This is a genomic window from Desulfallas sp. Bu1-1, assembly GCF_015594625.1.
Taxonomy (GTDB): domain Bacteria; phylum Bacillota; class Desulfotomaculia; order Desulfotomaculales; family Desulfallaceae; genus JADNRQ01.
On sequence record NZ_JADNRQ010000004.1, the window covers coordinates 66,942 to 90,430 of the forward strand.

Below are 23,489 nucleotides of genomic sequence, written 5' to 3' on the forward strand. Positions count from 1 at the left end.
ATCTTGACTATGTTAGACTCAATAAATTTAATTTATGTTTCAAAGGGTATTCGCTAATGTTTTTGGTTGGAGGAGGTGGTTCGACAACCTGTTTAGGAAGAACGAAGAAGGTAAATTTAAGCTCGTTGCCTGTCTGGCAGGCTGCTCGGTACTTATCAAGTTGAGATCTAATAACACACCAAATATGGAGGGGGATTAATTTTATGTTATTGACAGATCAAGAGTTAATGGACTTAAGGCTTAAGGTCCGTAAGATTGTAGAAACCGAGTTTGAAGCTTTGGTTCCAGAAATGGAAAAGACTCATGTATTCCCTGAAAAATTGTGGGACATTTGCCGGGCAAATGATCTATTCAGATTACGCCTTCCTGAGCAATATGGCGGCATGGGACTTAATGTTGAACAGTATTTCCAAGTTCTCGAAGAGATCAGCCGTGGACCTGGAAGCATCAGAATGTTCCTGCATAATGTGAACGGCCTTGACTGGCATATCCTTCATGACCACGGTAATGAAGAAATGAAAGCAAAATGGTTACCTAAGATGGCAACCGAAGAGTACTTTATTACCTTTTCATTGACAGAGCCTGATTGTGGCTCTGGTGCGGACATTCGTACAACGGCTGTAAAAAAAGGTGATAAGTATATTTTGAACGGTAGAAAGACCTTGATCTCCTTTACAGACATTACCGACGCTTTCTACATCCTCGCAGTAACTGATGAATCCAAAAGAAAAAAAGGCGGTCTCAGCGCGTTTATTGTCGAAGGTGACAGGCCTGGTATCCGCGTAGAGCCAATGCCTCATATGATGGGTTGCCGCGGAGCCGGCCATGGACATGTGATTATGGAAAACTGCGAAATTCCTGCGACGAACATCTTGGGCAAAGAGGGTGACGGTCTTGATATTTTCAAGGAGGCTCTTGCTATTTCCCGTGCGTCAATCGGCGTTAATTGTTTAGGTCTGTCTCAAAGATTTCTTGAGTTGGCTATTGCCAGAGCAAAAGATAGAATTACTTTTGGTAAACCTTTAATTTCCCGCCAGGCCATTCAACAAATGATTGCTGACATGGGCACCAAAGTTCACGCACTCCGTATGATGCTGTGGGATTGTGCTAGACAATATGACCGTGGCGAGGACATTGAGATGAAAGCGTCCATGTGCAAACTGTTTGGTATTGACACTGTACGTGAGGTTTCAGACTCTTGTTTGGAGATTTTTGGCGGTATCGGATACTTCGAAGACAATCCGTATGGCCCAGTAGAGAGAATGTACCGTGATGCTAGAGCTCTATGGTTTGAAGAGGGTCCTCGTACAGTTCAACGTCTAACTATCGCCAGGGGTCTTATTCCTAATAATGGTATTATTAAGTAGTCCTGTTCAAGTCGGAACGCATTGTCAAGACACATTTTTTAAAAATTTAAGATACAAATAAATTTCTTAAGATACAAACAAATTTCTTAAGATACAAACAAATTTCCTAATCGGTTAATTATGGCAATACCAAGATCAATTATAATATTCAAGTTCTAACATTTGCCATACATTGACAGCTTAACCATTGGTATCGAATAATTTTTTGGCCGTTTGCGAAGCCCTTTATATGGAGCGCGGCCTGTGTTAACCTGTTTGGGCGAAAGGCCCAAGCATAGTGTAGCCTTCCCGCTAGCTTTCTGGAGACACATGCCGAGATGCTCCATGTAAAGGGTGGCCACTCCCGGTTTCAGCAATTAAATATATAGATATTATTATGATAAGGAATTATTATGATGAGGAGATTTTTTTGAAATAAATTTCAGGAAACATGTTTATTTCAACTAACAACTAAAAACTATTGCATATGAGTTTTCCACAAACCATGAAGGTTGCAATAAGCATATGCTGCAAAGCCCCGCTTACATTTAAACATACAGTGTTCTCTTCCCATTTTACAGATTGGTCGGTCGCAAAAAGAATAGGCATCCTTATCGGCTAGGGCAAAAGTGACCACGGGATCTTGTCCTACCGCCAGGTATTTAAATTGCCCGCCTTGTACGGTCTGGAGATAGACCCACTCAATATGGTGTTCTTCCGTCATAGGATGGGGAATATTGCCAATGCTAACTGTGGCAGCATTAGCTGAGAAACCGCCTGTAAAGGTAATTACAGGCAGGTGTTTTTCGCTGGAAGTGTCCACAGTATTTGGAACCAGCTCATTCATAGGCTGGTCGCAGCAAATGATTTTGGCACCGGCTTTTTCTATCATTACTACTAGGTTGCCGCAATGTTTGCAAATAAAGAATTTCGGCTCGTGACACATAATTTTCACATCCTCATGATAAAATGCTTATAAATATTTATACAGCCAGAATAGGTTCTCCTGCCGTCACTTGCTGTAGATGCCGTTTATGGCTTCTGCCCGAAATCTGGGATTAGCTGTTCGGCGCTATATGAAATATTAAGAAAACATGGCTTAGAATAGATGAATATATACGAGGTATCATACAAGTGTCCGATTGAGCATGCACGTAGTGTTAGGTATTGCGGACATATAAAATAGAAGGTGACAATTTTTTAATAAAACTCCCGCTTACTTGGCGGGTTTTTTATTGATTAGGAAATTATACTTAATTATAGCTAAAGCCGAGTGGTGTACCTGGAGCGAACATACGAGGTCCATTAATAAAGCGAGCGAGGCGTAGGATAAACGGCGAATCTGTTTAAGGCCCGAAGGGCCGAGTTATGCAGCCGCCCGGACCTGAGTGAACTCGTATAAATATAAGGCCGAGTCAGTGATCGGAAGGTACTGCCACTCGGCTTTTTATTTGGCACCACTTTTGCACGCAATAAAAATCGAAACAAACGAAACAAAACCGAAACCATGATACTTCTGGATGATATTGCCCTCTTCTTCCCGAAATTAAAGATAGTTGCGGCACATACCGGATTTTCCCGTCCTTAACTGGCCAACCTGCTTAAAGCAAATCGAAGAGTTAGGATTGCGCCCGGAAGCAAAAGAGCAATTATTGAACGGAACTGCCAGCAAAGTCTTTAAGTTTTCTGATACAGATGATTAAAAAAAGGAGGACTCAGAATTCATCTTACTGGTTGTCCAGTGAGGGTTGTCCGGTTTGGAGGGAAGGTGTTTTTCCGAGAACTATTATACGAGGGAGGTATATATATGCTATTAGAAAATAAGGTTGCCATAGTAACCGGTGGGGGGTCCGGTATAGGCAAAAGTACCGCCAAGGCCATGGCCGAAGTTGGTGCAAGGGTGGTTATTGCGGATATAAATAGTAATTGTGGCAACGTGGTAAATGAAATTCCTAATTCGGTGCTGAAAATATGTGACGTCGGTGACGAAAATTCTGTGCAAGACTTGGTAGAAAATGTTGCAAAGGAATATGGGAGGATAGATATACTAGTCAACAACGCGGGAATTATCGTTAGAAAATCAGCGGTCGAGCATACGTACGCTGACTGGACTAATGTTATCAGAGTAAATTTGACAGGTACTTTTCTGATGTCAAAGTATGTTGTACCTGTTATGATCCGGCAGCAGGGTGGATGTATAATCAATATTGGTTCATTAGCCAGTTTGACTGGTTACAAAAATGCTGCCTATGCCGCTAGCAAAGCCGGAGTGGTGAATTTTACAAGGAGTCTCGCTATGGAAGTGGCGAAATATGGAATAAGGGTTAATAGTATATGTCCAGGTGTTATAAAGACGGAATTAAATAGAAGCCTGATGGAACAACCAGAAATACTTGCGAAATTACTGCCCAAAATTCCGCAGGGCAGAGTAGGTACACCGGAGGACATTGCTAAAGCTGCGGTTTTTCTGGCTAGTGATTGGTCTGATTATGTTAATGGGACGTCATTGCTTGTTGATGGTGCATTTTTAAGTGGCATAACAGTTTTTGATTAAAGAGCTCATATTGGGCATGAAAATTCCTGCCAATCTATTAGCAATATAAATAATGGGGAACCAATTGTTGGACATAAATTAGAGCATTTGTCTTTGTCATTATTTTGAAAATAATGTAATAAGTAAAAAAAATCACGCTAAACTCGAAGGAAATGCTGGTAGCTCACCTAGAAGAAAGGAGGCTTAAGTTAAGTCATGATGAATGCTGTGTTGAAGTGTAAAGGGGCTCCAGGGCATATGAAATTTGCATCTGTCCCAATTCCTTCGATTAGCCCTGATCAAGTTTTAATTGAAGTAAAGGTTTGTGGGATTTGCGGAACAGACCGTTCTTTTTATCACTGGGGCGAAGCGATTGCAAATACTTATCAGATTGATTCCCCTCGAATCCTGGGTCACGAATTCGCTGGAGTCGTTGCCCAGGTGGGTAGCGCAGTGCAAGGAATTAAAACCGGGGAACGTGTCACTGTAAATCCCATCTACTATTGTGGGCAATGTAGTTATTGTGCCGAAGGCCTTATTAATATATGCGATAATCGGCAATTTTTGGGGATAAATCTCAATGGAGCATTTGCCCAATTTATAGCTGTTAAAGCCCAGAACGTAATTAAACTTCCGGATAGTGTAAGTTTTATATCCGGGGCATTAATGGAACCCCTTTGCGTGGCCATTCATGCTGTGGAAAGAGTGAAGCCTGGATTAGGAGAGGTTGCTGTCGTTATTGGAGCGGGGGCGATTGGGTTACTAATACTTATGGTTCTAAAAGCTATTGGTATTAGTCGGGTAATTGTAACCGGTTTAGGGGTTCATAAAGACAGATTGCAATTAGCTAAATCCTTAGGGGCTGAGACTATTAATATTGAAGAACAGGATCCTGTGAGCATAGTAAAAGATATTACCGGCGGCAGGGGAGCAGATATGGTGTTTGATGCTGCCGGACGTCCTTCAGCTGTGTCACAGGCAATGAAATTGGTAGCTAAACGTGGAAGGATAGGGATAACTGGTTTTCCAGCGAAACCAAGCGAGATCATGATGACTGAAGTATCATTGAAAGAAATAAGTCTGATCGGAAATAGGGCGTATAAACTTAAGACGTGGCAGCAGGCCTGTAAACTTTTGGAAGGTGGTTTAAATGTGGAGCCGATGGCAACCCATACCCTATCTCTAAAGGATTGGGAAAGAGCTTTTTCTTTAATTGACCAAAGAAAGGGACTGCGGGTATTACTTGCTCCGTAGTTTTTTAACCAGTGGTAAAACCAACGCGACCGAGATAGACGAAATGGATGTGTATACAAAATCGTACATGTGTCTGGCTAATCATAATGAAATGTATGATTAACAGGACATTTTTTCTTTTTAAGAAAAAAAAGACATATATACAAAGGAAATAATAGCTGCTTTGTATTAATACTCCTTTGAGTTCGGTGTGTTTCTTACCTAAAATTTATGAAAGGATTTGTGGCCAGGTAACCCCAGGAGTAAAAAACTCCATAAATTGTTAATTATGTAAACATTTCCTTATCGAAACTTCAAACTTGGGTAAAAAAGTCAAATAAAAGACTTTAATTTTTTTTGTTTTTGGTATAATTCTTGCTTTTAGTTATGTTCTAAATAGTCAGAGAGATCTGGATTATGAAACTCAATTCCACAAAGAAGCCTAATGTGAAAACGTTTCTGGTTGGAGGGGATGGTTAAAATGATGTAGCCATCGAGCGCAGCAGAGATCATCGTTCTTTCAGGGAAAAGAAGAACAATGCCAGGTGTTGCAAGCCAAGGTATGTAGCGAGATGCTCGGGAGTGAGGCGTATGTTAATAGGCGCAGATGTAAAAATATTTGCAGTAATCGGTTGCCCGGTAGAACATTCGTTATCTCCGATTATGTATAATACTGTGTTTGCTGAATTAGGTATGAGGTGCGTTTATGTGGCCTACAAGGTTGAAAAGCATTATCTGTCGGACGCTATAAAGGGAATTAAAGCGCTGGGTATTAAGGGATTAAGCGTTACTATACCGCATAAGTCGTCAGTAATGCAATTCTTGGACAAGGTTGATGAGGAAGCTAAGATTATTGGGGCGGTTAATGTAGTAGTCGCAGAGGAAGGTCAACTAGTAGGCTATAATACGGACGGTGCCGGTTTTATTGAGTCTTTTAAAAACGAAACTGGAACCCCGGTAGCGGATAAGGTGTATGTAATTATTGGCGCAGGAGGTGCGGCACGGGCGATTGGCGTTTGTTTGGGGTTGCGCGGGGCCAAGAAGATCTTTGTGGCTAATCGAACGGTTGAGCAGGGGCAAATTCTCGCGGACAATATTATGGAAACAACCGGTTGCGTTGCCCGGGGCATTCCTTTAACAAGAGATTCTTTGCGTAAAAGCATCGAGGAGGCCGACGTCCTGGTGAATGCTACTTCTGTAGGTATGCATCCCGGGAATGATGAAATCCCACTGGATGATTCCGTTTTTCGCAGGGGTCTGATAGTTTGTGACGTGGTGTTTAATCGTACAACAGAGTTGTTGCAGCGAGCTCTGGCCCACGAGTGTTTGGTGATGAACGGAATTGGTATGCTGATTGAGCAGGGGGCCCTTGCATTTGAGTTATGGACCGGTGTAAAACCTCCCAAGGAAGTTATGCGTAATGTATTGCAGAAAGTAATGACGGGGTGATGGTGGATTGCTCAAGGGTAAGGTGGCAGTAGTCACCGGCGGCCGCCGGGGTATCGGGCAGGCAATCGTTGAGAGGTTTGTACGTGAAGGTGCCCGGGTAGGGGTTTTTTGTCGGAAAAAGGCGTCGGATGAGACACTTCAGCAATTAGAAAAACAGGGGACAGTTTTTTTCTATCAGGTGGACGTAACGGACAGGGTAATGTTGGAGGAAGCTTTTGCACGGGTTAATAAAGAAATTGGGGAACTTGATATTCTGGTAAATAATGCTGGAATTACGATGCCCGGAAGATTGGAAAGTCTTAAAGAGGATCAATGGGACAGGGTTATTGATGTAAACCTGAAAGGAATTTTCTTGTGCAGCCAGATTGCTGTAAAGACTCTTAAAAATAAGGGGGGATCAATTGTTAATATATCTTCCATGTCGGGAATGGAGCCATATGAAGGAATGGGAGCATACAGCAGTAGCAAAGCAGGAGTGATCATGCTTACAAGACAGATGGCTCTTGAATGGGCACAGTTTAACGTGCGGGTGAATGCTGTTTGTCCGGGTATTATACGAACACCGCTGAATGAATATCTTATCGCCGACCCGGAAATCCATGCTGCACGGGCCGCCCTCATACCTATGAAAAGAATTGGCAAACCCACCGAGATCGCCAATGTCGTTGCCTTTCTCGTATCCGAAGAAGCATCGTACATAACCGGTCAGGCTGTTCTGGTCGATGGGGGTCTTTTGGGGAGCATTCAGTCACACATTAAAGGTCGCCCGGTAAGCAAGGCTAAAAATAGCTGTTAAGGGGGGGATAAGGATTGACTTTTGGGATTAAATTTATTGAACACCGAAAGAGTGAATATCGTAAAAAAGGGTACTGGGGTGACGCTACTCTGGCCGATTATTGGAAGATGGCGGTGTTAAGCGCCCCAGAAAAGGTAGCGGTGGTAGATCTACAGGGAACATGCTATACCTACGCTGAACTTGATGACGCCGCTGGCAGGGTAGCTGCTTTTCTCAAAGAGGCGGGGGTGGCGCCAGGTGATTTTGTATCTTTCCAATTACCCGGTTGGGCTGAATTTACCGTTATTTATGCGGCCTGTCTGAAAGCAGGGGCAGTTGCTAACCCCATCCTGCCAAATTATCGCGCCGAGGAATTATCGTACATTCTAAATAAATGTGAATCCAAGGTATTGTTTATCCCGGCTGAGTTTAGAAATTATGACTATCCAGCAATGGTCCGTTCGCTGGCGCCACAAATCCCTAGCCTGAGGGAAGTGGTCATGGTCGAAAAAGAAAAGAAGGTTAATGTGGGCATTACTTTAGGTAGGGTGATAAAGGAGTTTTCCCCGCTGGCCGGTAACAGTATGCGTAGTGCGGACGATCTGGCAGCTGTTCTTTTTACCTCTGGAACAGAGGGCTTTCCGAAGGGTGTGATGTTTACCCATAATAACATTATTGCCGCTGAAAGGGCTTTTGCTGCCAGGTTGAATTTCAACTGTTTCGACGTTATGTTAATGCCCGCCCCAGTGGCCCATGCCACTGGTTTTCACCACGGTGTGACCATGCCATTTATGTTTGGTGCTAAAAGTGTCCTTCAGGACATATTTAAACCGGATAAGAGCCTCGAGCTAATCGAGAATGAAAGATGTACCTGTAGTATGGGAGCCACACCTTTTGTTTACGATATACTACGTGAATTACAAAAAAAGAAATACGATATCTCTTCACTGCGTCTCTTTGTGTGCGCCGGGGCGCCGATACCCAGGCATATGGTTGAAGAAGCTTTAAAAGAAGGTTTTAAAATACTGAGTGGATATGGTTCTACCGAGAGCGTACCGCACGCATTCGTACGCCCGGATGACCCCCCTGAGAGAACCATTAACACAGATGGTGTGGCCGTGCCGAGTGTGGAAGTGCGGGTAGTTGACGAATCGCGGCGGACGGTTCCGGCAGGAGTTGAGGGAGAGGAAGCGTCCCGTGGGCCAAATGTCTTTGTGGGTTACCTTAAGGAGCCCGAATTGACAGCACGTTTTATGGATGATGAAGGGTGGTTCTACAGTGGCGACCTGTGCACCATGGATGATGACGGTTATATCAGGATTACGGGCAGAAAGAAAGACATTATCATCCGCGGTGGAGAGAATATCAGCAGCAGCGAAGTTGAAGATATATTGCTGCAGCACCCCAAAGTACGCGAGGCGGGTGTGGTGGCTATGCCCGATGAAAGACTGGGTGAGCGGACATGTGCCTATATAGTACCACATAATGCTGATAAGGAACCAACATTGGAAGAGATAGTAGCTTTTTTTGAAGAGAAGAATGTGGCCAAGTTTAAATATCCCGAGCGCATAGAAATAGTGGAAAGCCTCCCGCGGACCGCCTCTGGTAAAATTCAAAAATATTTGTTGCGTGAGGATATTAAGAACAAGCTGCAACAGGAAGGTTACTTAAAATAGTAATTTTACTGAAGATTTTGGATTAATCAATTAACTGCATAGAAAGGAGATTTAATCACATGTTTGAACTTACTGAAGAACAATTAATGATTCAAAGTACTGTAAGAAAAATAGCCACCGAAAAAATTATGCCCCGGGCGCAGGAAATAGATCAAACGGATGAGTTTCCTTGGGACATTGCCCAAATACTCTATGAGAATAACATCTTAGGGATGGCTTTACCGGAAAAATATGGTGGATTTCATGCCAATGCACTTACAATGTCCTTGGTGATTGAGGAATGTGCCCGGGCTCTGGCGTGTGTTGGCCCAATGCTTCTATCTACAAACTCGGTAATTCGGCTTATTGACTTACTGGGTAACGAAGAACAAAAAGAACGTTTTTTTTCACGGTTAAGTAAAGGTCCAAAGCTTTGTGCATTTTGTTTAACCGAGCCCAATGCCGGATCGGATGCACACTCATTAAAAACGTTAGCCAGTAAAGTTGAAGGTGGGTATGTGCTCAATGGACGAAAGTGCTTTATTACACTGGCAATAGTGGCCGATTTATATCTTATTTTTGCAAGAACGGGCCAGGAGCGTGAGATTTCTGTATTTATAGCAGAGAAGGAAACCGAAGGTCTTAGTTTTGGCAAAGTGGAAAAGAAAATGGGGTTACATGGTTCGATTACGGCTGACTTGATTTTAGAGAATGCTTTTATATCCGAGGATAACCGGTTGGGTAAAGAAGGGGAAGGCTGGTATGCGCTAAATTTCCTGGCCAATAGTATGCGTGCCTGGGGGGCCGCGTCTATTGCATTGGGGATCGCTCAGGGAGCTTTAGATTACGCTGTGCCTTACGCTAAACAGAGGGAACAGTTTGGACGGCCAATTGCCGAATTTCAGGCAATTCAGTTCATGATTGCAGATATGGCGATGCTTGTGGAAGCAGCCAGATCCCTGGTCCGGATGACGAATGCCCGGGTAGACCGGGAAGCGGGACGGATAAGCCGGGATACACTGGCTATGGTGGCCATGGCAAAATGTTTTGCTTCAGATGTGGCGATGAAAGTAACTACTGATGCTGTACAGATACTGGGAGGCTACGGCTACATGCAGGAATATCCGGTGGAGCGTATGATGCGTGATGCTAAGGCGATACAAATCCTTGATGGTTCGAACCAGATACAACGCTTGATCATAGGAAGAAACATTATTAAAAAATAGTAAAAAATGTAAAGTGGGTGTTCCGATGAAAATTCAAGACATTAAAAAAATATGTGTTATAGGTGCCGGCAACATGGGCCATCAGATTGCTTTGTGTGCTGCTTTGGCCGGGTATCAGGTCGCCTGCACCGATATCAGCCAAGAGATGCTGAACAAAGCGGAGGGCTTTGCCCGCACATATTTGCCGGAGCGGGTTGCAAAAGGAAAATTGACGCAGGAACAAGCCGACGGGGCAATTGCGAATCTTCGTTTTACACAGAGTCTGGAGGAAGCTGCCGGAGATGCTGATTTTGTGATTGAGGCAGTGGTTGAAAAAATTGACATTAAACGCAAGCTATTCAGAGACTTGGATGGGATTGCTCCTCCCCATGCGATTTTGGCTACCAACAGTTCTTATATCGTCAGCTCGAAGATCGCCGATGTCACCAAACGGCCAGATAAAGTATGTAACATGCACTTCTTTAATCCTGCCCTGGTCATGAAACTGGTTGAGGTTGTCCAGGGACCTCATACTTCCGCGGAAACCGCAAAAATAACAATGGATTTATGTAAAAAAATGGGTAAAATCGGCATTTTAATACAGAAAGAAATCTATGGTTTTGTGGTTAACAGGATCTTGACGGCGATCAATCGCGAGGCGCTGTTTCTGGCCGATATCGGGGTTGTGAGCCCCGAGGAGATCGACATTGCGGTAACCAATGCCTTGGGACATCCGATGGGACCTTTCCGTTTGATGGATTTAACAGGAATCGATCTTGCTTACTATAAAGCCATGGAGCGCTACCGGGAAACACACGACCCCAAAGACAAGCCCTCGCCGCTAGTAGTTGAGAAATTTATCAAGGGAGAATGGGGCAAGAAAACGAAAAAGGGATTTTACTCTTATGAGTAAATAACCCGGTGATACCATTTAGGCTACAAACTTTGAATCATTATCCTTTGATACCATATCCTTGTAGTAATCGTAAACATTTAGAAAAGAAGCCAGCAATATTGGCAGCTGATATATCTTTTTTTAAAAAAAGAACTATCTAGTGTACAGTAAATAGGACAGTAGGCGTCCGGTAATCCGGAACGCCGGACAATTGTTTTTTAAATAATTTTTTTACAACCAGTTTATAGAGACTAAAACTCCAGTTCCTTGCTGATAATATGCCATTAAACACACACAATAAACTATTTATTGTTGAACAGTAAGCCTGGTATGATTCTTGCGAAGTAAAATGTCATTAAGCAAGAAAAATACTTATCAATAATAAAGGAGGATACTTATGACTAAAGTAATTGATTACTGGCATCAACCGTTTACCCCAGAACTTATGAAAAAAGCATATGTTGATGATCCTGAGCAGGCGCAGGTTGTTAAATGGTGGGGTTTAGACGTTAAGGGAAGGACCCCGGAAGAATTCATTGCGGATATGGACAAATATGGGATAGATAAGGTTCTTATCCCCTCAGGCAAAATTAAGTCTTACATGAGACAGGTTATGCAATGGAACTTTACAACTGAGGAAATCTATAACATCATAAAGGACTATCCTACAAGATTATACGGACTTCATGGAATTAATCCTGAAGAGAGAATGGATGGAGTACGCGAGTTAGAAAGAGCTGTAAAAGAATTTGGATTTGTCGGCGCACACCTGCATACTTATGGTTTTGGCATACCTGTTAATGATAAAAGATACTTCCCTTTTTATGCCAAATGTGTAGAACTTGATGTCCCCGTTGTAATGCAAATCGGACATTCTGCGGAAGCAATGCCCAGTGAAATGGGACGACCAATACTGCTGGATGATATTGCCCTCTTTTTCCCAGAATTAAAGATAGTAGCAGCGCATACCGGCTGGCCGTGGTGTGAAGAACTAATAGCTATGTCCTGGAAGCACCCGAATATTTATATCGGTACCACAGCCCATGGCCCCAAATATTGGGACAAAAACCTGGTAAGCTACCTTAATACCAGACGGGGAATTGGCAAAGTAATGTTTGGTACAGATTATCCCGTCCTTAACTGGCCAACCTGCTTAAAGCAAATCGACGACCTTGGATTGCGTCCGGAAGCAAAAGAGCAATTATTGTACGGAACTGCCAGTAAAGTCTTTAAGTTTTCTGATTAATTATTGTTTATAGAACCAGGAGGACTCATTGATGAGTGCATTTCAGTTTTTAACCGTTAATATTAAAAATCACATTGCCTGCGTTACGATGCATAGACCTCCAGTTAACGCTTTAAATAATGAATTGGCCAAAGAACTGACCACGGCATTCCTGGATTTAAAAAATGACCCGGAAGTAAGAGTTGTTTTAATCACAAGTGCATTAAAAGTTTTTGTAGCCGGCGCTGATATCGCCATGATGAAAGGAATTACAGAAACAAAGGACCTGGGTGAAATGTTGGATTTTGACCGGCGGCTCCAGTTTGCCAATACCATTTTGGAAGACATGCCCAAGCCGACAATTGCCGTAATAAACGGTCACTCCATGGGCGGTGGCACAGAGCTGGCTCTTGCTTGCGACTTTCGGTTTATAGCCGAAACAGCTACCATGGGCTTGCCGGAAATAAAACTTGGTCTACTGCCAGGCGCCGGAGGTATTCAAAAGATTGTTCGGCTGGTTGGCAGATCGAAAGCACTCCGTTTAATGCTGCAGGGTAACGCCCTTTCCGCCCAGGAAGCACTGAGCTTGGGTTTAGTTGAAGAAGTTTGCACCGCGGAAAATTTGATGGATACAGCCATGGAGTTAGCCCAGGATTTGGCCCGGCAGGCGCCGGTTGCAGTAGCAGAAATCAAAAAGTGTGTCAACGCTGCTCAGGAAAGGGACAGAGACGCCAGTTTATTATGTGACGTGCAAGGGTTAGGCAAGCTGTTTATTACACAAGACGCAGGTGAAGGTCTCAATGCCTTTCTTGAGAAACGCACGCCAAGTTTCAAAGGCTTTTAGTACTACAGCGTAAATTCATCTTCTAAACCTGACTATCATTAGGATTATAGGAGCTTCAGCTTTTTTCGGGTGAGCCTGGGAGAAACCAGGTTTCGTCTTAATACATCTTCTAAATTACGCTGTAGTATTAGGCAAAGGGGGAAAAACAAATGCGATTAGATAATACCAAAATTATTGTTACCGGAGCGGGTCAGGGTATTGGCAAGGCCATTGCTTTAATGCTCGCTTCCTATGGTGCTGACCTGAGTATAGCAGACAAAAACGCTGAAACCCTGCAAGTAACCAGGGCAGAGATTGAACAGCTTGGTCGCAAATGTGTTGCAGTTCCCACAGATGTTACCGATTTTGAATCCGTAACGGCCATGGTTAAGCAATCCCAGGAGACCCTGGGCCGGATTGATGTATTAGTAAATACTGTGGGCTGGGATATCATCGAGCCTTTCTGGAAGAACTCACTGGAATATTGGGATAAAATAATCGACATTAACTATAAATCAGTAGTATATTGCTCGCGTGCAGTTCTTGACGGCATGATGGAAAACAAAGCCGGTAAGATTATTAATATCGCCAGTGACGCAGGCAGGGTCGGTAGTAGTGGAGAAACAGTGTATGCCGGTGCCAAAGGCGGGGTAATTGCCTTTACCAAGTCACTGGCCCGTGAAGTAGCCAAGTTTAACATCAAGGTCAACTGTGTTTGCCCGGGCCCCACGGATACCCCACTGTACAGAGGACAACCGGAGAAAATCCGGCAGGCTTTAGAAAGGGCCATTCCGCTAAAACGGGTTGCTTCACCTGATGATATTGCCGGTGCAGTGCTTTTCTTTGCCTCAAGTTTAGCAGATTACATTACAGGCCAGGTTTTGAGTGTGAGTGGTGGATTGACGATGGCTGGCTAGATGACAAGTCTTTTCCAGGCTTGTAGAGCCCTGCTTGTCTGTCTCAGAGATACAAAATTGAGGCTTTGCACAGGTAACGGGCGAGGGTTTTAATACACAAAGAAGAACCCAACCAAGACTATAGTTAGTGTAGCCTTGTGGACAACTATTTGCTATTTATATGGTCTGACCACAAGGCTTAAGTCTCTTTTTTTGAAGATTGCAACACCATTCATAAAGCGAAAACGTTATTACCACTGTAGTAATAATTATATAAAAGGTGGGGGTGTATTAGTTGAATAGCCATTTTGCTGAGATACCTGACGAAGAGGGTTACAGCAAGGTTATTCCCCTAGAACAAGCTGTTAGAAAGTATATTAAGCCCGGTATGAATTTGCATTTTGCTTTTGCTCATTCCAGGGCTCATGCAGTTGCCATGGAAATCGTACGCCAGTTTCGGCAGCAGCCAATGCACTTTACTCTGACCGGGGCCGGAATATTGGAATACGGAATTATGTTGATATGGGCTGGGCTTGTAGACAAGGTAATTGCGGGGTTTATAGGGGATACCTACCCGGCGCCGGCGCCGAACCGTTTTATTCAACAAGCTATTAAGAACGGTCAAATAACCTATGAATGTTGGACTAATCTTACGCTAGCCTTGGGGCTATTGGCTGGAGCACTGCACTTACCTTATATCACAACGAAGTCTTTGCTGGGTAGTGAACTTTTGACTGAGAATCAAGATTCCTTTAAGGTGGTTACTGATCCTTTCTCAGGTAAGGAAACAGTAATAATACGTGCTCTAAACCCCGACTTGGCAATAGTTCATGGGCTTGTGGCCGATGCGTATGGCAATACAGTAATTGGTCCTCCTTTTGGTGAAAATATGTGGGGAGCTTATGCTGCCCGACAGGGAGTTATCGTTACAGTAGAAAAAATCGTATCTACATCAGAAATCCGTAAATTAAGTAATTATGTAAAGGTTCCCGGGCATTTGGTTAGAAGTGTATCTGTAGTTCCTTTTGGCGCTCATCCCCAGGGGATGTCTGTTGAAGGTATTCCTTCTTTACAAGGTTTAGGCTATTGTGAAGATTATGAAGCTCGTCGCCAATTTAGGGCAGCAGCTTCCAGCCCAGAAAGTCTTGATGCGTGGATGCAGCAATGGGTGATGAATAATTCGCACCAATCTTATTTAGAAATGATTGGGGATAGCAGGCTAAATAAATTACGCGCTGCAAATAATAACACTAATGCTGTTGCTGTTGATATACCGGACATTGATAGCGATCAGCCTGTTACATCGAATGAATTGCTGATAATTAATGCGGCGCGGGTTATTGGTGAAAAAATTGCGACTGGTAACTTTTCTTCTTTGCTAGCAGGTATCGGATCGGCACATTTAGCAAGTTGGCTGGCTAAATATCTACAGAAAGATCAATCTTTTCCGTGTGAATTATTAACAGAAACCGGGTTTTACGGTTACTACCCTAGATTGGGAGATCCATATATTTTTAACTATGCTAATATTCCTACCAGTAAAATGCAAACCCATTTTGTTGATGTCCTAGGGTGCCTGGTTAGCAGTGAAGTTGGTCCATGCCTTGGTGTCCTAAGTGCGGCTCAGGTTGATAAGTTTGGCAATATCAATTCTACTAAGATTCCGGAGAAAAACATCTTCTTAACAAGCGGCGGTGGATCGAATGATGTTGCTTCGGCTGCAGGTGAAGTAATAATTGTAATTACACATTCCCCGAAGCGTTTAGTTAACGAGGTTTCCTTTGTTACAGCCAATGGTGATAGGGTTCGGACAATTGTCACGGATAAAGCTATCATGCGTCGAAATAGAGCCGACGAGCCGTTTACATTAACGGGTTGTTTTGTGCCGGAGGGCAAGAGCCTGAACATGGTTATTCAAGAGGCGCGAAGCGGGTGTGGTTGGGATTTGGCCGTCAGCAATGATGTAATGGTATTGCCATTCCCATCCAGGGAAGAATTATTGTATCTTCGAGCTTTAGATCCTGAAGGAGATATTAGAAAATAAAACAATGGGTACATTAACGGGGCAGATACTGCGCATGGACGGAGAATGGTGATGACATAGCTTTTATTTAATTAGAGAGGTGGTAACATGCCAAAGGATGTAGCTATAATAGGTGTTGGCCAGAGCGCCTTCGTCAGAAGTTATGGGGGATCAATAAGGGAATTGGCCTTTGAAGCATTTAGGGAAGCCATGAAAGATGCAGGCATCAGCGCCGTCGACGTAGGGGCATCCATAATCTGCTCCGCGCCGGAGTACGACAAGCAGCGCAGTCCAGCGGGGCTTATCGCCGAATACCTGGGTTTAAACCCGCAGCCAACCTTCATGGTGGAGAGCGTGTGCTCATCCAGCACAACCGGGATAAGGCTGGGCTATTCCCTGATCAAGTCCGGTTTGCACGATCTGGTAGTAGTGCTGGGATTTCAAAAGATGTCCGAGATTTCCTCGGCGGACTCCCAGGAAAGGATGGGCCGGGGGGCCGATATCATGTGGGAGGCGCCATTTGGAACAATGATGCCGGCCTATTACGCCATGCATGCCCAGGCCCATTTCGCCAGATACGGCTCAACGGAAAAAGACCTGGCCCTAATCAGAGTCAAGTCTTCAAAATACGGTGTACTCAACGACAAAGCGGTTTACCGCAAAGAAGTTGATTTGGAGCAGGTCTTAAGCGCATCGGCGGTGGCCGTTCCACTAAAACGTTTTGACTGTTGTGCCAATGCTGATGGTGCCTCTTGCATAATTATGGCCGGTGCCGGAAAGGCAAAAGAGATCTCCAAAAAACCCGTATGGATCTTGGGACTCGGGTCGGCCACCGCATCCATGACCCTTACCGGTCGCGGCAGTTTGACCGGACTGAATTGCGCCAGGTTAGCCGCTCAACAGGCCTATGAGATGGCCGGCTTAAAGCCGGGGGATATTGACGTTGCCGAAGTCCATGATTGCTTCACCATTGCCGAACTGATGGCATACGAGGACCTTGGTTTTGCCGAACCCGGTCGGGGGATGGACTTAATCCGCGAAGGTCAGACCTATATCGGAGGTAAGATCCCGGTTAACGTGGACGGAGGGCTTCTTTCCAAAGGCCATCCTATCGGCGCCACAGGAGGGTCCCAGGTGAGGACAGTAGTTTTACAACTACGTGGTGAAGCGGGGGCTATCCAGGTGCCCGGGGCGGAAATCGGCCTGGTCCATAACATAGGAGGAGTGGGCGTTTACGGCAATGTAATAATTTTAGGGAGGTAGGGCCAGTGGGATTTGAAAAGTTTGGCAGGATTAGCTTCACATCCCAGACCAAGGTATCTGAGTTTGTGGACTATCTTGAGCAGGGTGAGTTAAGAGCCACCAGGTGCCGATGCTGTGAAAAGGTGTTCTTCCCGCCGCGGGCCGACTGTGCTTCATGCCTGGGCGGCGATATGGAGTGGGTAGGGTTTAATGGCTGCGGGACGCTGGTTAGCTTTACCGTGGTTAACTATGCGCCTACCGGCTTTGAGGGAGATGTACCGTATACCCTTGCCCTGGCGGACTTTAACGGGATAAAGGTGTTTGGGCGCCTGAGCAGCAAGTTATCCATGAATGAAATCAAGGTAGGAATGAAGGTGAAGATTGATGTAATCACCTTACCTGGCGGCCAAATCACATACCAGTTCAACGCGGCCTGAAAGTGATGAAAAATGTGTAAAACCTCATATCTCTTATAGTTGTCGCAACTTCGCTCTTCTGGGACAATCGAAAATTTTGCGCTTTGGTTTTTACACGTAGGTATTGCTAAGGCTCAACTACCAGCCAATAACTGGAAGTTGAGCCTTTGCGCATAAAACTTCCTATTAATACCTTGACGAAGCCAAAATTAAACAGGTTTGAGCCTTCGGAAACAACCGGGGGTTTTTGTATTTATTACCACGGGCTCTTTTACATAAAATAGCCGGCCTGGCAAAAAAATAACCTCAGATCAAAATTGTCAGGGGAGGTGAAAAGTAATGCACATGGGCAGGCTTACGGAAATGGAGAGGTTGATGATTGAGGAGCAACTGCGGGCTGAAGATATTTGCGCCAAAAAGGTGCAGTTGTATATGAGCGTCAGCCGCGACCCCGCGGTTCAGGCCGTCCTGCAGCAAATCGCCGAAAAGGGTCAGCGTCACATCAGCACCCTGAACAGCATGTTGCAGGACGCCGGTTTTTCATCCATGATGGCCCAACACTAATCGCCAAATAATTCAATGCATATTCAATGCATTAACGGGAGGTGCGGAGAATGCAGTTCAGCGACAGGGATATATTGAGCGACCTGCTTTTGGATACCAAGTATATTTCCAGTAGCTACCACCAGGCCGTGCTTGAGTCGGCCAACGACAGGATCCGCAATACATTAATCCAGCTTAACAACGACGAGATCAACCTGCAGCGCCAGATTTTCAACCTGATGCACGACCGCAACTGGTACCTGGTGCGTCCCGCTGGTACCACCAACTGGCAGACCAGGCCGGCCATGGCCCCGGGCGTGGGTGCCGGCATGGGAGTTATGGAGACGCGGCAGATGCCCTACTGATACATTACATCCCTTCCCTATAAGCCCTTGACCGGGGCTTTTTTTTATCTTTAATTTCGCTGGTTATTTTGACCGGTGGTCAAGTTTAAAAGAGCGCATTTTCGCCGGGCCGGCTGTTGATAAACCGCCCGGGGGAAAGCGGCGTTACGTCCAGGGGGGGCTTTTCCCCCAGCACCAGGCAGGCGGTGATCAGTCCTATGGCGGGGGCGTGCATGAAGCCGTTGCCGCCGAAACCGCCGGCGCAATAAAACCCTTTAACCCCGGTTTCACCCAGGATACCCAGCCCGTCCGGGGTGAGGGAGCGGATTCCCGTATAGATCCGGGTAACCTGCGCATCTTCCAGGATGGGAATCCTGGCGGTGGCCGCCTCGATGAAGGGCAGCAGGCGGGACCTGTCCACCACCGGTTCCAGTCCGGGCGAACTATCCCGGTCGGTGCCGCCCAGGAGCAAGATGCCGTTTTTCTCGGCGTGCACGTAAAAACCCGTGTCCATGTCGACAACAAGCGGGATACCGGCAGGTATTTGTTGCAATGGGGCGCAAACATATACCTGCCGGCGGTACGGGGCGGCGGGCAGGTGGATGCCGGCGGTTCGGGCCACCAGGTGCAAGTGGGGTCCGGCGGCATTGATCACCACCGGGGCGCTGATTTCAACCTGTTTTGCCCGCACCCCTTTTACTTCGCCGTTTCGGGTGATAATTGATTCCACTCCAGTGTTGCAAATCACTTCAACGTTCATCCGGCGGCATTGCCTGTAATAGCCCTCCATTACCCCGTATGGATCGGCGTAGGCGTCCAATGGACAGTAGCTGCCGCCCAGCAGGTCACCAGTTTTAATGAAGGGATAGCGACTTGCTATTTCTTCGGGGTCAATCAACTCGGCCGGTATGTCCCGGCTTTCCAATTGATGTACTATTTCCGCCAGGGATTGCATGCGCGATTCTTGAGTTGTGACGAACAGATAGCCCCGTTTGCGAAAATAAATGGGATATTGCATTTCAGCCGCAAAGCGTAAAAAATATGGATAACTTATTTGGGTTAATTGGATGTTCAACGGGTTGGTAAACTGGTGTCTGATGCCGCCGGTGCACTGGGCCGTGGAACCCGCGCCGTGGAATTTTTCCTTTTCCACAACGATAATGCGTAAATTTTTATTTTTCCGGGTCAGGTGATAAGCTGTACTCAGGCCGATAACACCCGCTCCGATCACAACAACATCTGAAGTCAAGGCCAACCTGATCCCCCCCGCAAGATTATCTAAAATGAAAAAGGTGCACTGGTAAAAATGACGAATTAATATGGAGGTATTTTACCTGCGGCGATAGCTATTGACAAGGGGGATGCATCTATTTGTATATATTTTCTTTTGACGGTGAGCAGCTAAAATACATGCTGGTGGGCGCCGCCAACCAGCTGGCCGAGAGCAAGGCGGAAATTGACGCCCTGAATGTGTTTCCGGTGCCAGACGGGGATACCGGAACCAATATGTATCTCACCATGCTGGCGGGGGTCAGGGAAGCCCGGCAGGTGGAGAACGGTAAAATCAGTGACGTTGCCGCGGCCGCGGCCCGGGGCTGCCTGCTGGGCGCCAGGGGCAATTCGGGAGTGATTCTTTCCCAGATTTTCAGTGGTTTTGCCGAAGCTTTGGCGGGAAAGGACCGGGCGGGCGCCGCTGATTTCGCCCAGGCTTTTCGCAGGGGTGCCGACGCGGCGTACCGTGCCGTGGGCAACCCGGTGGAGGGAACCATCCTGACGGTATGCCGCAAAACGGCGGAAGCAATTGAGCTGGCTTCGGCCAGGAGCAAAGATCCGGTGCGGATAATCCTGCTGGCGTACCGCGCGGCCCGGCAGGCCCTGGATGAAACCCCCGAACTGCTTCCGGTGCTCCGGGAGGCGGGCGTGGTGGACGCCGGCGGCAAGGGCCTGGTGGCGATCCTTGAAGGCATTATCCGCGCCCTCAAGGATGCGGCCGCCCGGCGCAATATCGAGTTGTTCGACCTGGCGGTAAGTCAGCAAAAGGAATTTGCCGGCGGGCGGGCCAGGGAATTCACCGCCGACATAGAGTTTACCTACTGCACGGAGTTCATCTTGATGGGCAGGAACATCCCCCTGGACACGCTGCGGCAGGAGTTGTTACCCTACGGCGACTGCCTGCTGGTGGTGGGGGACGACCGGACCGCCAAGGTACACATTCACTCCAACCACCCGGGCCTGGTACTGGAATGCGGGCTGAAATACGGGGGGCTGCACAATGTGCAGGTGAACAATATGGAGGAGCAGCACCAGGAATTCCGGGGATCGCCCGGCAACGGCGCTGAAAGCAAACCACAGGGAGTGGTGGCTGTGGGCGCCGGCGAGGGCATTACCACCATCTTGGAGAGCATGGGCGTGGACGTAGTTGTCGAGGGAGGCCAGACCATGAACCCCTCGGCTGAAGACCTGGTCAAGGCGATAAACGAAGTTAACGCGGAAACGGTAATATTGCTGCCCAACAACAAAAATATTTTGATGGCGGCCCGGCAGGCGGCTTCGCTGGCCGTAAAGGATGTGCGGGTGGTGCCGTCGGTGAGCATACCCCAGGCATTTGCCGCTATGCTGTCTTATAACCCTTACGCCGGCCCGGAGGACAACCTGTCCAGGATGGAGGGTGCCCTGGGCGATGTGAAAACTGGTGAGGTAACCCGGGCGGTGCGCGATACAGTGGTTGAAGGCAGGTCCATCACCAGGGGCGATTTCATCGGTATGGCGGAAGATAGATTGGTGGCGTCCGGCGGTAGCCTGGATGAAGTGGTTGCCAGATTGATCCGGGTCATGCTGGACGAGGAATCCAGCCTGGTGACCCTGTATTACGGGGCCGGCATGACGGGTGCGGAAGCCCGGGAAGTGATGAACGGGCTGGTGGAGGCGTTTGACGGGCTGGATTTCGAACTGCATTACGGCGGCCAGCCCCTGTACCATTTTATCATATCCGTTGAATAAGGCAGGTGTTGTAACGATGGCCAAGGTGCATATTGTTACCGACAGCACGGCTGATTTGCCGGCGGAACAATTGAAGCGATATGGCATCACCGTGGTGCCGCTGAAGGTGTTTTTCGGGCCGGAATGCTACCTGGATGGAGTTGACCTGCAACCTCGTGCTTTTTTTGAGAAACTGGCGACCAGCAAGGAACTGCCCACCACTTCCCAACCTTCCCCCACCGAGTTCGCCGAGCATTACCGGCCCTGGCTCGAACAAGGTGCGGATATCGTGTCAATTCATATTTCCTCGCTGATGAGCGGGACCATCCAGTCCGCCCAACTGGCCAAATCCATGTTGGGTTACCAGGGACTGGAGGTTATTGATTCCCGGGGCGTCAGCATACTGCTGGGCATGATGGTGCTGGGGGCGGCCCGGGCCGCCGCGGCGGGACTATCCCGGGCAGAGGTTGCGGCGGTGGTGCGCAACATCATGGCCGACCACCGGGTTTATTTCATGGTGGATACCCTGGACTACCTGCAGCGGGGTGGTCGAATCGGCAAGGCCCAGGCTTTTTTGGGCACAGTGCTCAACGTAAAACCGGTTTTAACCATCCGGGACGGCTTAATCCACCCCTACGAAAAGGTGCGGGGCCGGAAAAAAGCCATCAACAGGCTGGTTCAGCTGGTGCAGGAAAATTACCGGGACGCCGGGCCATTGTTCGTGTTCCTGACCCACGGCAACGACCCGGAGGGACTGCAAAGCCTGCGGGAACTGGTGCAGGAAAAACTTGATTGCGCCGAAATGATGTATACTCAGATGGGTGCCGTGGTGGGCACCCACGTGGGACCCGGCATAGTGGGGATGGCCCTGTGCCCTCAAAAATACATGCAGTTTTAGCGGTATGAATTTGGTCTTAACGCCGTTAAAAATCATAATTTATATCTAAACGCAGGGAGAAATGCAAATGACGCTCATTTTTGTCAGCCTTGGCATTGGTATTGCTATCGGATATATTCACCCGCTTTCCCCCAGGGGCGTCAAGGCGGCGCATACCATTACCATGGCTGGGCTGTTTATTTTGCTTGCTTCCATGGGCGCCCAACTGGGAAGCAATGAAAAGGTGCTGGCGGACCTGAGTGAAATGGGGTTGCAGGCTGTGGTTTTGGCCGGGTGCAGCGTGCTGGGCAGCGTGGCGCTGGTATACCTGGCCCGGGATTTTATTTGCCGGGGACTGGAGGAAAGGATGGCCGGCTGGCGAAGGAGGGTGCGGCAGTGACGATGATGGTGGTTGGCGCCATTATAACCGGCGCACTGCTGGGCTACTGGTTATTGCCCGCCGAAATGATGGGGTATCTTGACACCGCTACAACTCTGGCACTGTGCGTGATGCTGGTGGGGGTGGGCATTGACCTGGGCAGCCAGCGCCAGACATGGGCACGCTTGCGGGCCCTGGGGTGGAAAGTTTTCCTGGTGCCCGTCCTGGTGGCGGCGGGCAGCCTGGCCGGCGCGGTGGCCGGCGGGCTGATCCTGGGGATGCCCGTTAACGAATCATCCGCCATCGGAGCTGGGTTCGGGTGGTACAGCTTATCCGGAGTGCTGCTGGCCAAAATCTACAACGTGGAAACCGGGGCGCTGGCTTTTCTGACCAATGTCAGCCGGGAATTAATCGCCTTTGTGTTGATACCTGTACTGGCGGTGCGCGCGGGCAAACTGGTAGCCGTTTCCCCCGGCGGGGCCACCACGATGGATACCACCCTGCCGCTGATTGCCAGGACCACTGACGCCGACACTACCGTGATTGCCGTGGTAAATGGAACAATTCTATCCGCCCTGGTGCCGTTTTTGGTGCCGTTGTTGATTAACTTATAACGGACCGGGCATATGTTAAAAGCGGGGTGGTATGGTG

At 47.3% G+C, this 23,489-nt stretch carries 22 protein-coding genes; 20 read left to right on the forward strand and 2 right to left on the reverse strand.

Annotated features, from left to right (window positions below; translation table 11 throughout):
- Nucleotides 1-203 precede the first annotated feature (203 nt).
- Nucleotides 204-1,367: an acyl-CoA dehydrogenase family protein gene (locus IT084_RS05880; protein ID WP_195711925.1), complete on the forward strand. Its 1,164-nt coding sequence runs from the start codon at nucleotides 204-206 to the stop codon at nucleotides 1,365-1,367.
- A 457-nt stretch (nucleotides 1,368-1,824) separates the two neighbouring features.
- On the opposite strand, the gene IT084_RS05885 is transcribed toward IT084_RS05880, so the two are convergent.
- The gene (locus IT084_RS05885) at nucleotides 1,825-2,292 is read right to left on the reverse strand and encodes a desulfoferrodoxin family protein (RefSeq protein WP_195711926.1); all 468 of its coding nucleotides are present in this window, start codon (nucleotides 2,290-2,292) and stop codon (nucleotides 1,825-1,827) included.
- A gap of 861 nt (nucleotides 2,293-3,153) precedes the next feature.
- Here IT084_RS05885 and IT084_RS05890 point away from each other — a divergent pair.
- The 15 genes from IT084_RS05890 to IT084_RS05960 all read left to right on the forward strand — a co-directional run bounded on the left by IT084_RS05890 (nucleotide 3,154) and on the right by IT084_RS05960 (nucleotide 18,624).
- Nucleotides 3,154-3,900, forward strand: coding sequence for an SDR family NAD(P)-dependent oxidoreductase (locus IT084_RS05890; RefSeq protein ID WP_195711927.1), 747 nt, complete (start codon nucleotides 3,154-3,156; stop codon nucleotides 3,898-3,900).
- Between the two features lie 195 nt (nucleotides 3,901-4,095).
- Complete coding sequence (locus tag IT084_RS05895) at nucleotides 4,096-5,133, forward strand: zinc-binding dehydrogenase (protein ID WP_195711928.1); 1,038 nt, start codon at nucleotides 4,096-4,098, stop codon at nucleotides 5,131-5,133.
- A gap of 570 nt (nucleotides 5,134-5,703) precedes the next feature.
- Nucleotides 5,704-6,561 carry a shikimate dehydrogenase gene (gene aroE / locus IT084_RS05900; protein WP_195711929.1) on the forward strand — a complete coding sequence of 286 codons (858 nt, stop codon included), beginning with the start codon at nucleotides 5,704-5,706 and terminating at the stop codon, nucleotides 6,559-6,561.
- A gap of 7 nt (nucleotides 6,562-6,568) precedes the next feature.
- Nucleotides 6,569-7,357, forward strand: coding sequence for an SDR family NAD(P)-dependent oxidoreductase (locus IT084_RS05905; protein ID WP_195711930.1), 789 nt, complete (start codon nucleotides 6,569-6,571; stop codon nucleotides 7,355-7,357).
- Between the two features lie 14 nt (nucleotides 7,358-7,371).
- The gene (fadK, locus tag IT084_RS05910) at nucleotides 7,372-9,012 is read left to right on the forward strand and encodes a medium-chain fatty-acid--CoA ligase (protein WP_195711931.1); all 1,641 of its coding nucleotides are present in this window, start codon (nucleotides 7,372-7,374) and stop codon (nucleotides 9,010-9,012) included.
- A gap of 59 nt (nucleotides 9,013-9,071) precedes the next feature.
- On the forward strand, nucleotides 9,072-10,217 hold the full coding sequence (locus IT084_RS05915; RefSeq protein WP_195711932.1) for an acyl-CoA dehydrogenase family protein: 1,146 nt from the start codon (nucleotides 9,072-9,074) through the stop codon (nucleotides 10,215-10,217).
- A gap of 25 nt (nucleotides 10,218-10,242) precedes the next feature.
- On the forward strand, nucleotides 10,243-11,109 hold the full coding sequence (locus tag IT084_RS05920; protein WP_195711933.1) for a 3-hydroxyacyl-CoA dehydrogenase family protein: 867 nt from the start codon (nucleotides 10,243-10,245) through the stop codon (nucleotides 11,107-11,109).
- Nucleotides 11,110-11,488: 379 nt separating this feature from the next.
- Nucleotides 11,489-12,337, forward strand: a complete 849-nt coding sequence (locus tag IT084_RS05925) for an amidohydrolase family protein (RefSeq protein WP_195711934.1) — start codon at nucleotides 11,489-11,491, stop codon at nucleotides 12,335-12,337.
- Between the two features lie 31 nt (nucleotides 12,338-12,368).
- Nucleotides 12,369-13,160: an enoyl-CoA hydratase/isomerase family protein gene (locus IT084_RS05930; RefSeq protein WP_195711935.1), complete on the forward strand. Its 792-nt coding sequence runs from the start codon at nucleotides 12,369-12,371 to the stop codon at nucleotides 13,158-13,160.
- 149 nt (nucleotides 13,161-13,309) lie between these two features.
- Complete coding sequence (locus tag IT084_RS05935) at nucleotides 13,310-14,056, forward strand: SDR family NAD(P)-dependent oxidoreductase (RefSeq protein ID WP_195711936.1); 747 nt, start codon at nucleotides 13,310-13,312, stop codon at nucleotides 14,054-14,056.
- 274 nt (nucleotides 14,057-14,330) lie between these two features.
- A complete protein-coding gene (locus IT084_RS05940) occupies nucleotides 14,331-16,079 on the forward strand; it encodes a CoA-transferase (protein WP_195711937.1) in 1,749 nt (582 codons plus the stop codon).
- 87 nt (nucleotides 16,080-16,166) lie between these two features.
- The gene (locus tag IT084_RS05945; RefSeq protein ID WP_195711938.1) at nucleotides 16,167-17,321 is read left to right on the forward strand and encodes a thiolase domain-containing protein; all 1,155 of its coding nucleotides are present in this window, start codon (nucleotides 16,167-16,169) and stop codon (nucleotides 17,319-17,321) included.
- Nucleotides 17,322-17,326: 5 nt separating this feature from the next.
- On the forward strand, nucleotides 17,327-17,737 hold the full coding sequence (locus tag IT084_RS18815) for a Zn-ribbon domain-containing OB-fold protein (protein WP_195711939.1): 411 nt from the start codon (nucleotides 17,327-17,329) through the stop codon (nucleotides 17,735-17,737).
- A gap of 318 nt (nucleotides 17,738-18,055) precedes the next feature.
- Nucleotides 18,056-18,280 carry a hypothetical protein gene (locus tag IT084_RS05955; RefSeq protein ID WP_195711940.1) on the forward strand — a complete coding sequence of 75 codons (225 nt, stop codon included), beginning with the start codon at nucleotides 18,056-18,058 and terminating at the stop codon, nucleotides 18,278-18,280.
- Nucleotides 18,281-18,330: 50 nt separating this feature from the next.
- Nucleotides 18,331-18,624, forward strand: a complete 294-nt coding sequence (locus tag IT084_RS05960) for a spore coat protein (RefSeq protein WP_195711941.1) — start codon at nucleotides 18,331-18,333, stop codon at nucleotides 18,622-18,624.
- A gap of 85 nt (nucleotides 18,625-18,709) precedes the next feature.
- On the opposite strand, the gene IT084_RS05965 is transcribed toward IT084_RS05960, so the two are convergent.
- Complete coding sequence (locus IT084_RS05965) at nucleotides 18,710-19,858, reverse strand: FAD-binding oxidoreductase (RefSeq protein WP_195711942.1); 1,149 nt, start codon at nucleotides 19,856-19,858, stop codon at nucleotides 18,710-18,712.
- A 116-nt stretch (nucleotides 19,859-19,974) separates the two neighbouring features.
- Here IT084_RS05965 and IT084_RS05970 point away from each other — a divergent pair, with 116 nt between their 5' ends.
- The 4 genes from IT084_RS05970 (at nucleotide 19,975) to IT084_RS05985 (ending at nucleotide 23,452) form a co-directional block, all read left to right on the forward strand.
- Nucleotides 19,975-21,603 (forward strand): DAK2 domain-containing protein, encoded by a 1,629-nt coding sequence (locus IT084_RS05970; protein ID WP_195711943.1) that lies wholly within the window; start codon nucleotides 19,975-19,977, stop codon nucleotides 21,601-21,603.
- 16 nt (nucleotides 21,604-21,619) lie between these two features.
- On the forward strand, nucleotides 21,620-22,480 hold the full coding sequence (locus IT084_RS05975) for a DegV family protein (RefSeq protein WP_195711944.1): 861 nt from the start codon (nucleotides 21,620-21,622) through the stop codon (nucleotides 22,478-22,480).
- Between the two features lie 67 nt (nucleotides 22,481-22,547).
- On the forward strand, nucleotides 22,548-22,859 hold the full coding sequence (locus IT084_RS05980; RefSeq protein WP_195711945.1) for a LysO family transporter: 312 nt from the start codon (nucleotides 22,548-22,550) through the stop codon (nucleotides 22,857-22,859).
- Between the two features lie 2 nt (nucleotides 22,860-22,861).
- Nucleotides 22,862-23,452, forward strand: coding sequence for a lysine exporter LysO family protein (locus IT084_RS05985; RefSeq protein ID WP_195712067.1), 591 nt, complete (start codon nucleotides 22,862-22,864; stop codon nucleotides 23,450-23,452).
- Nucleotides 23,453-23,489 lie beyond the last annotated feature (37 nt).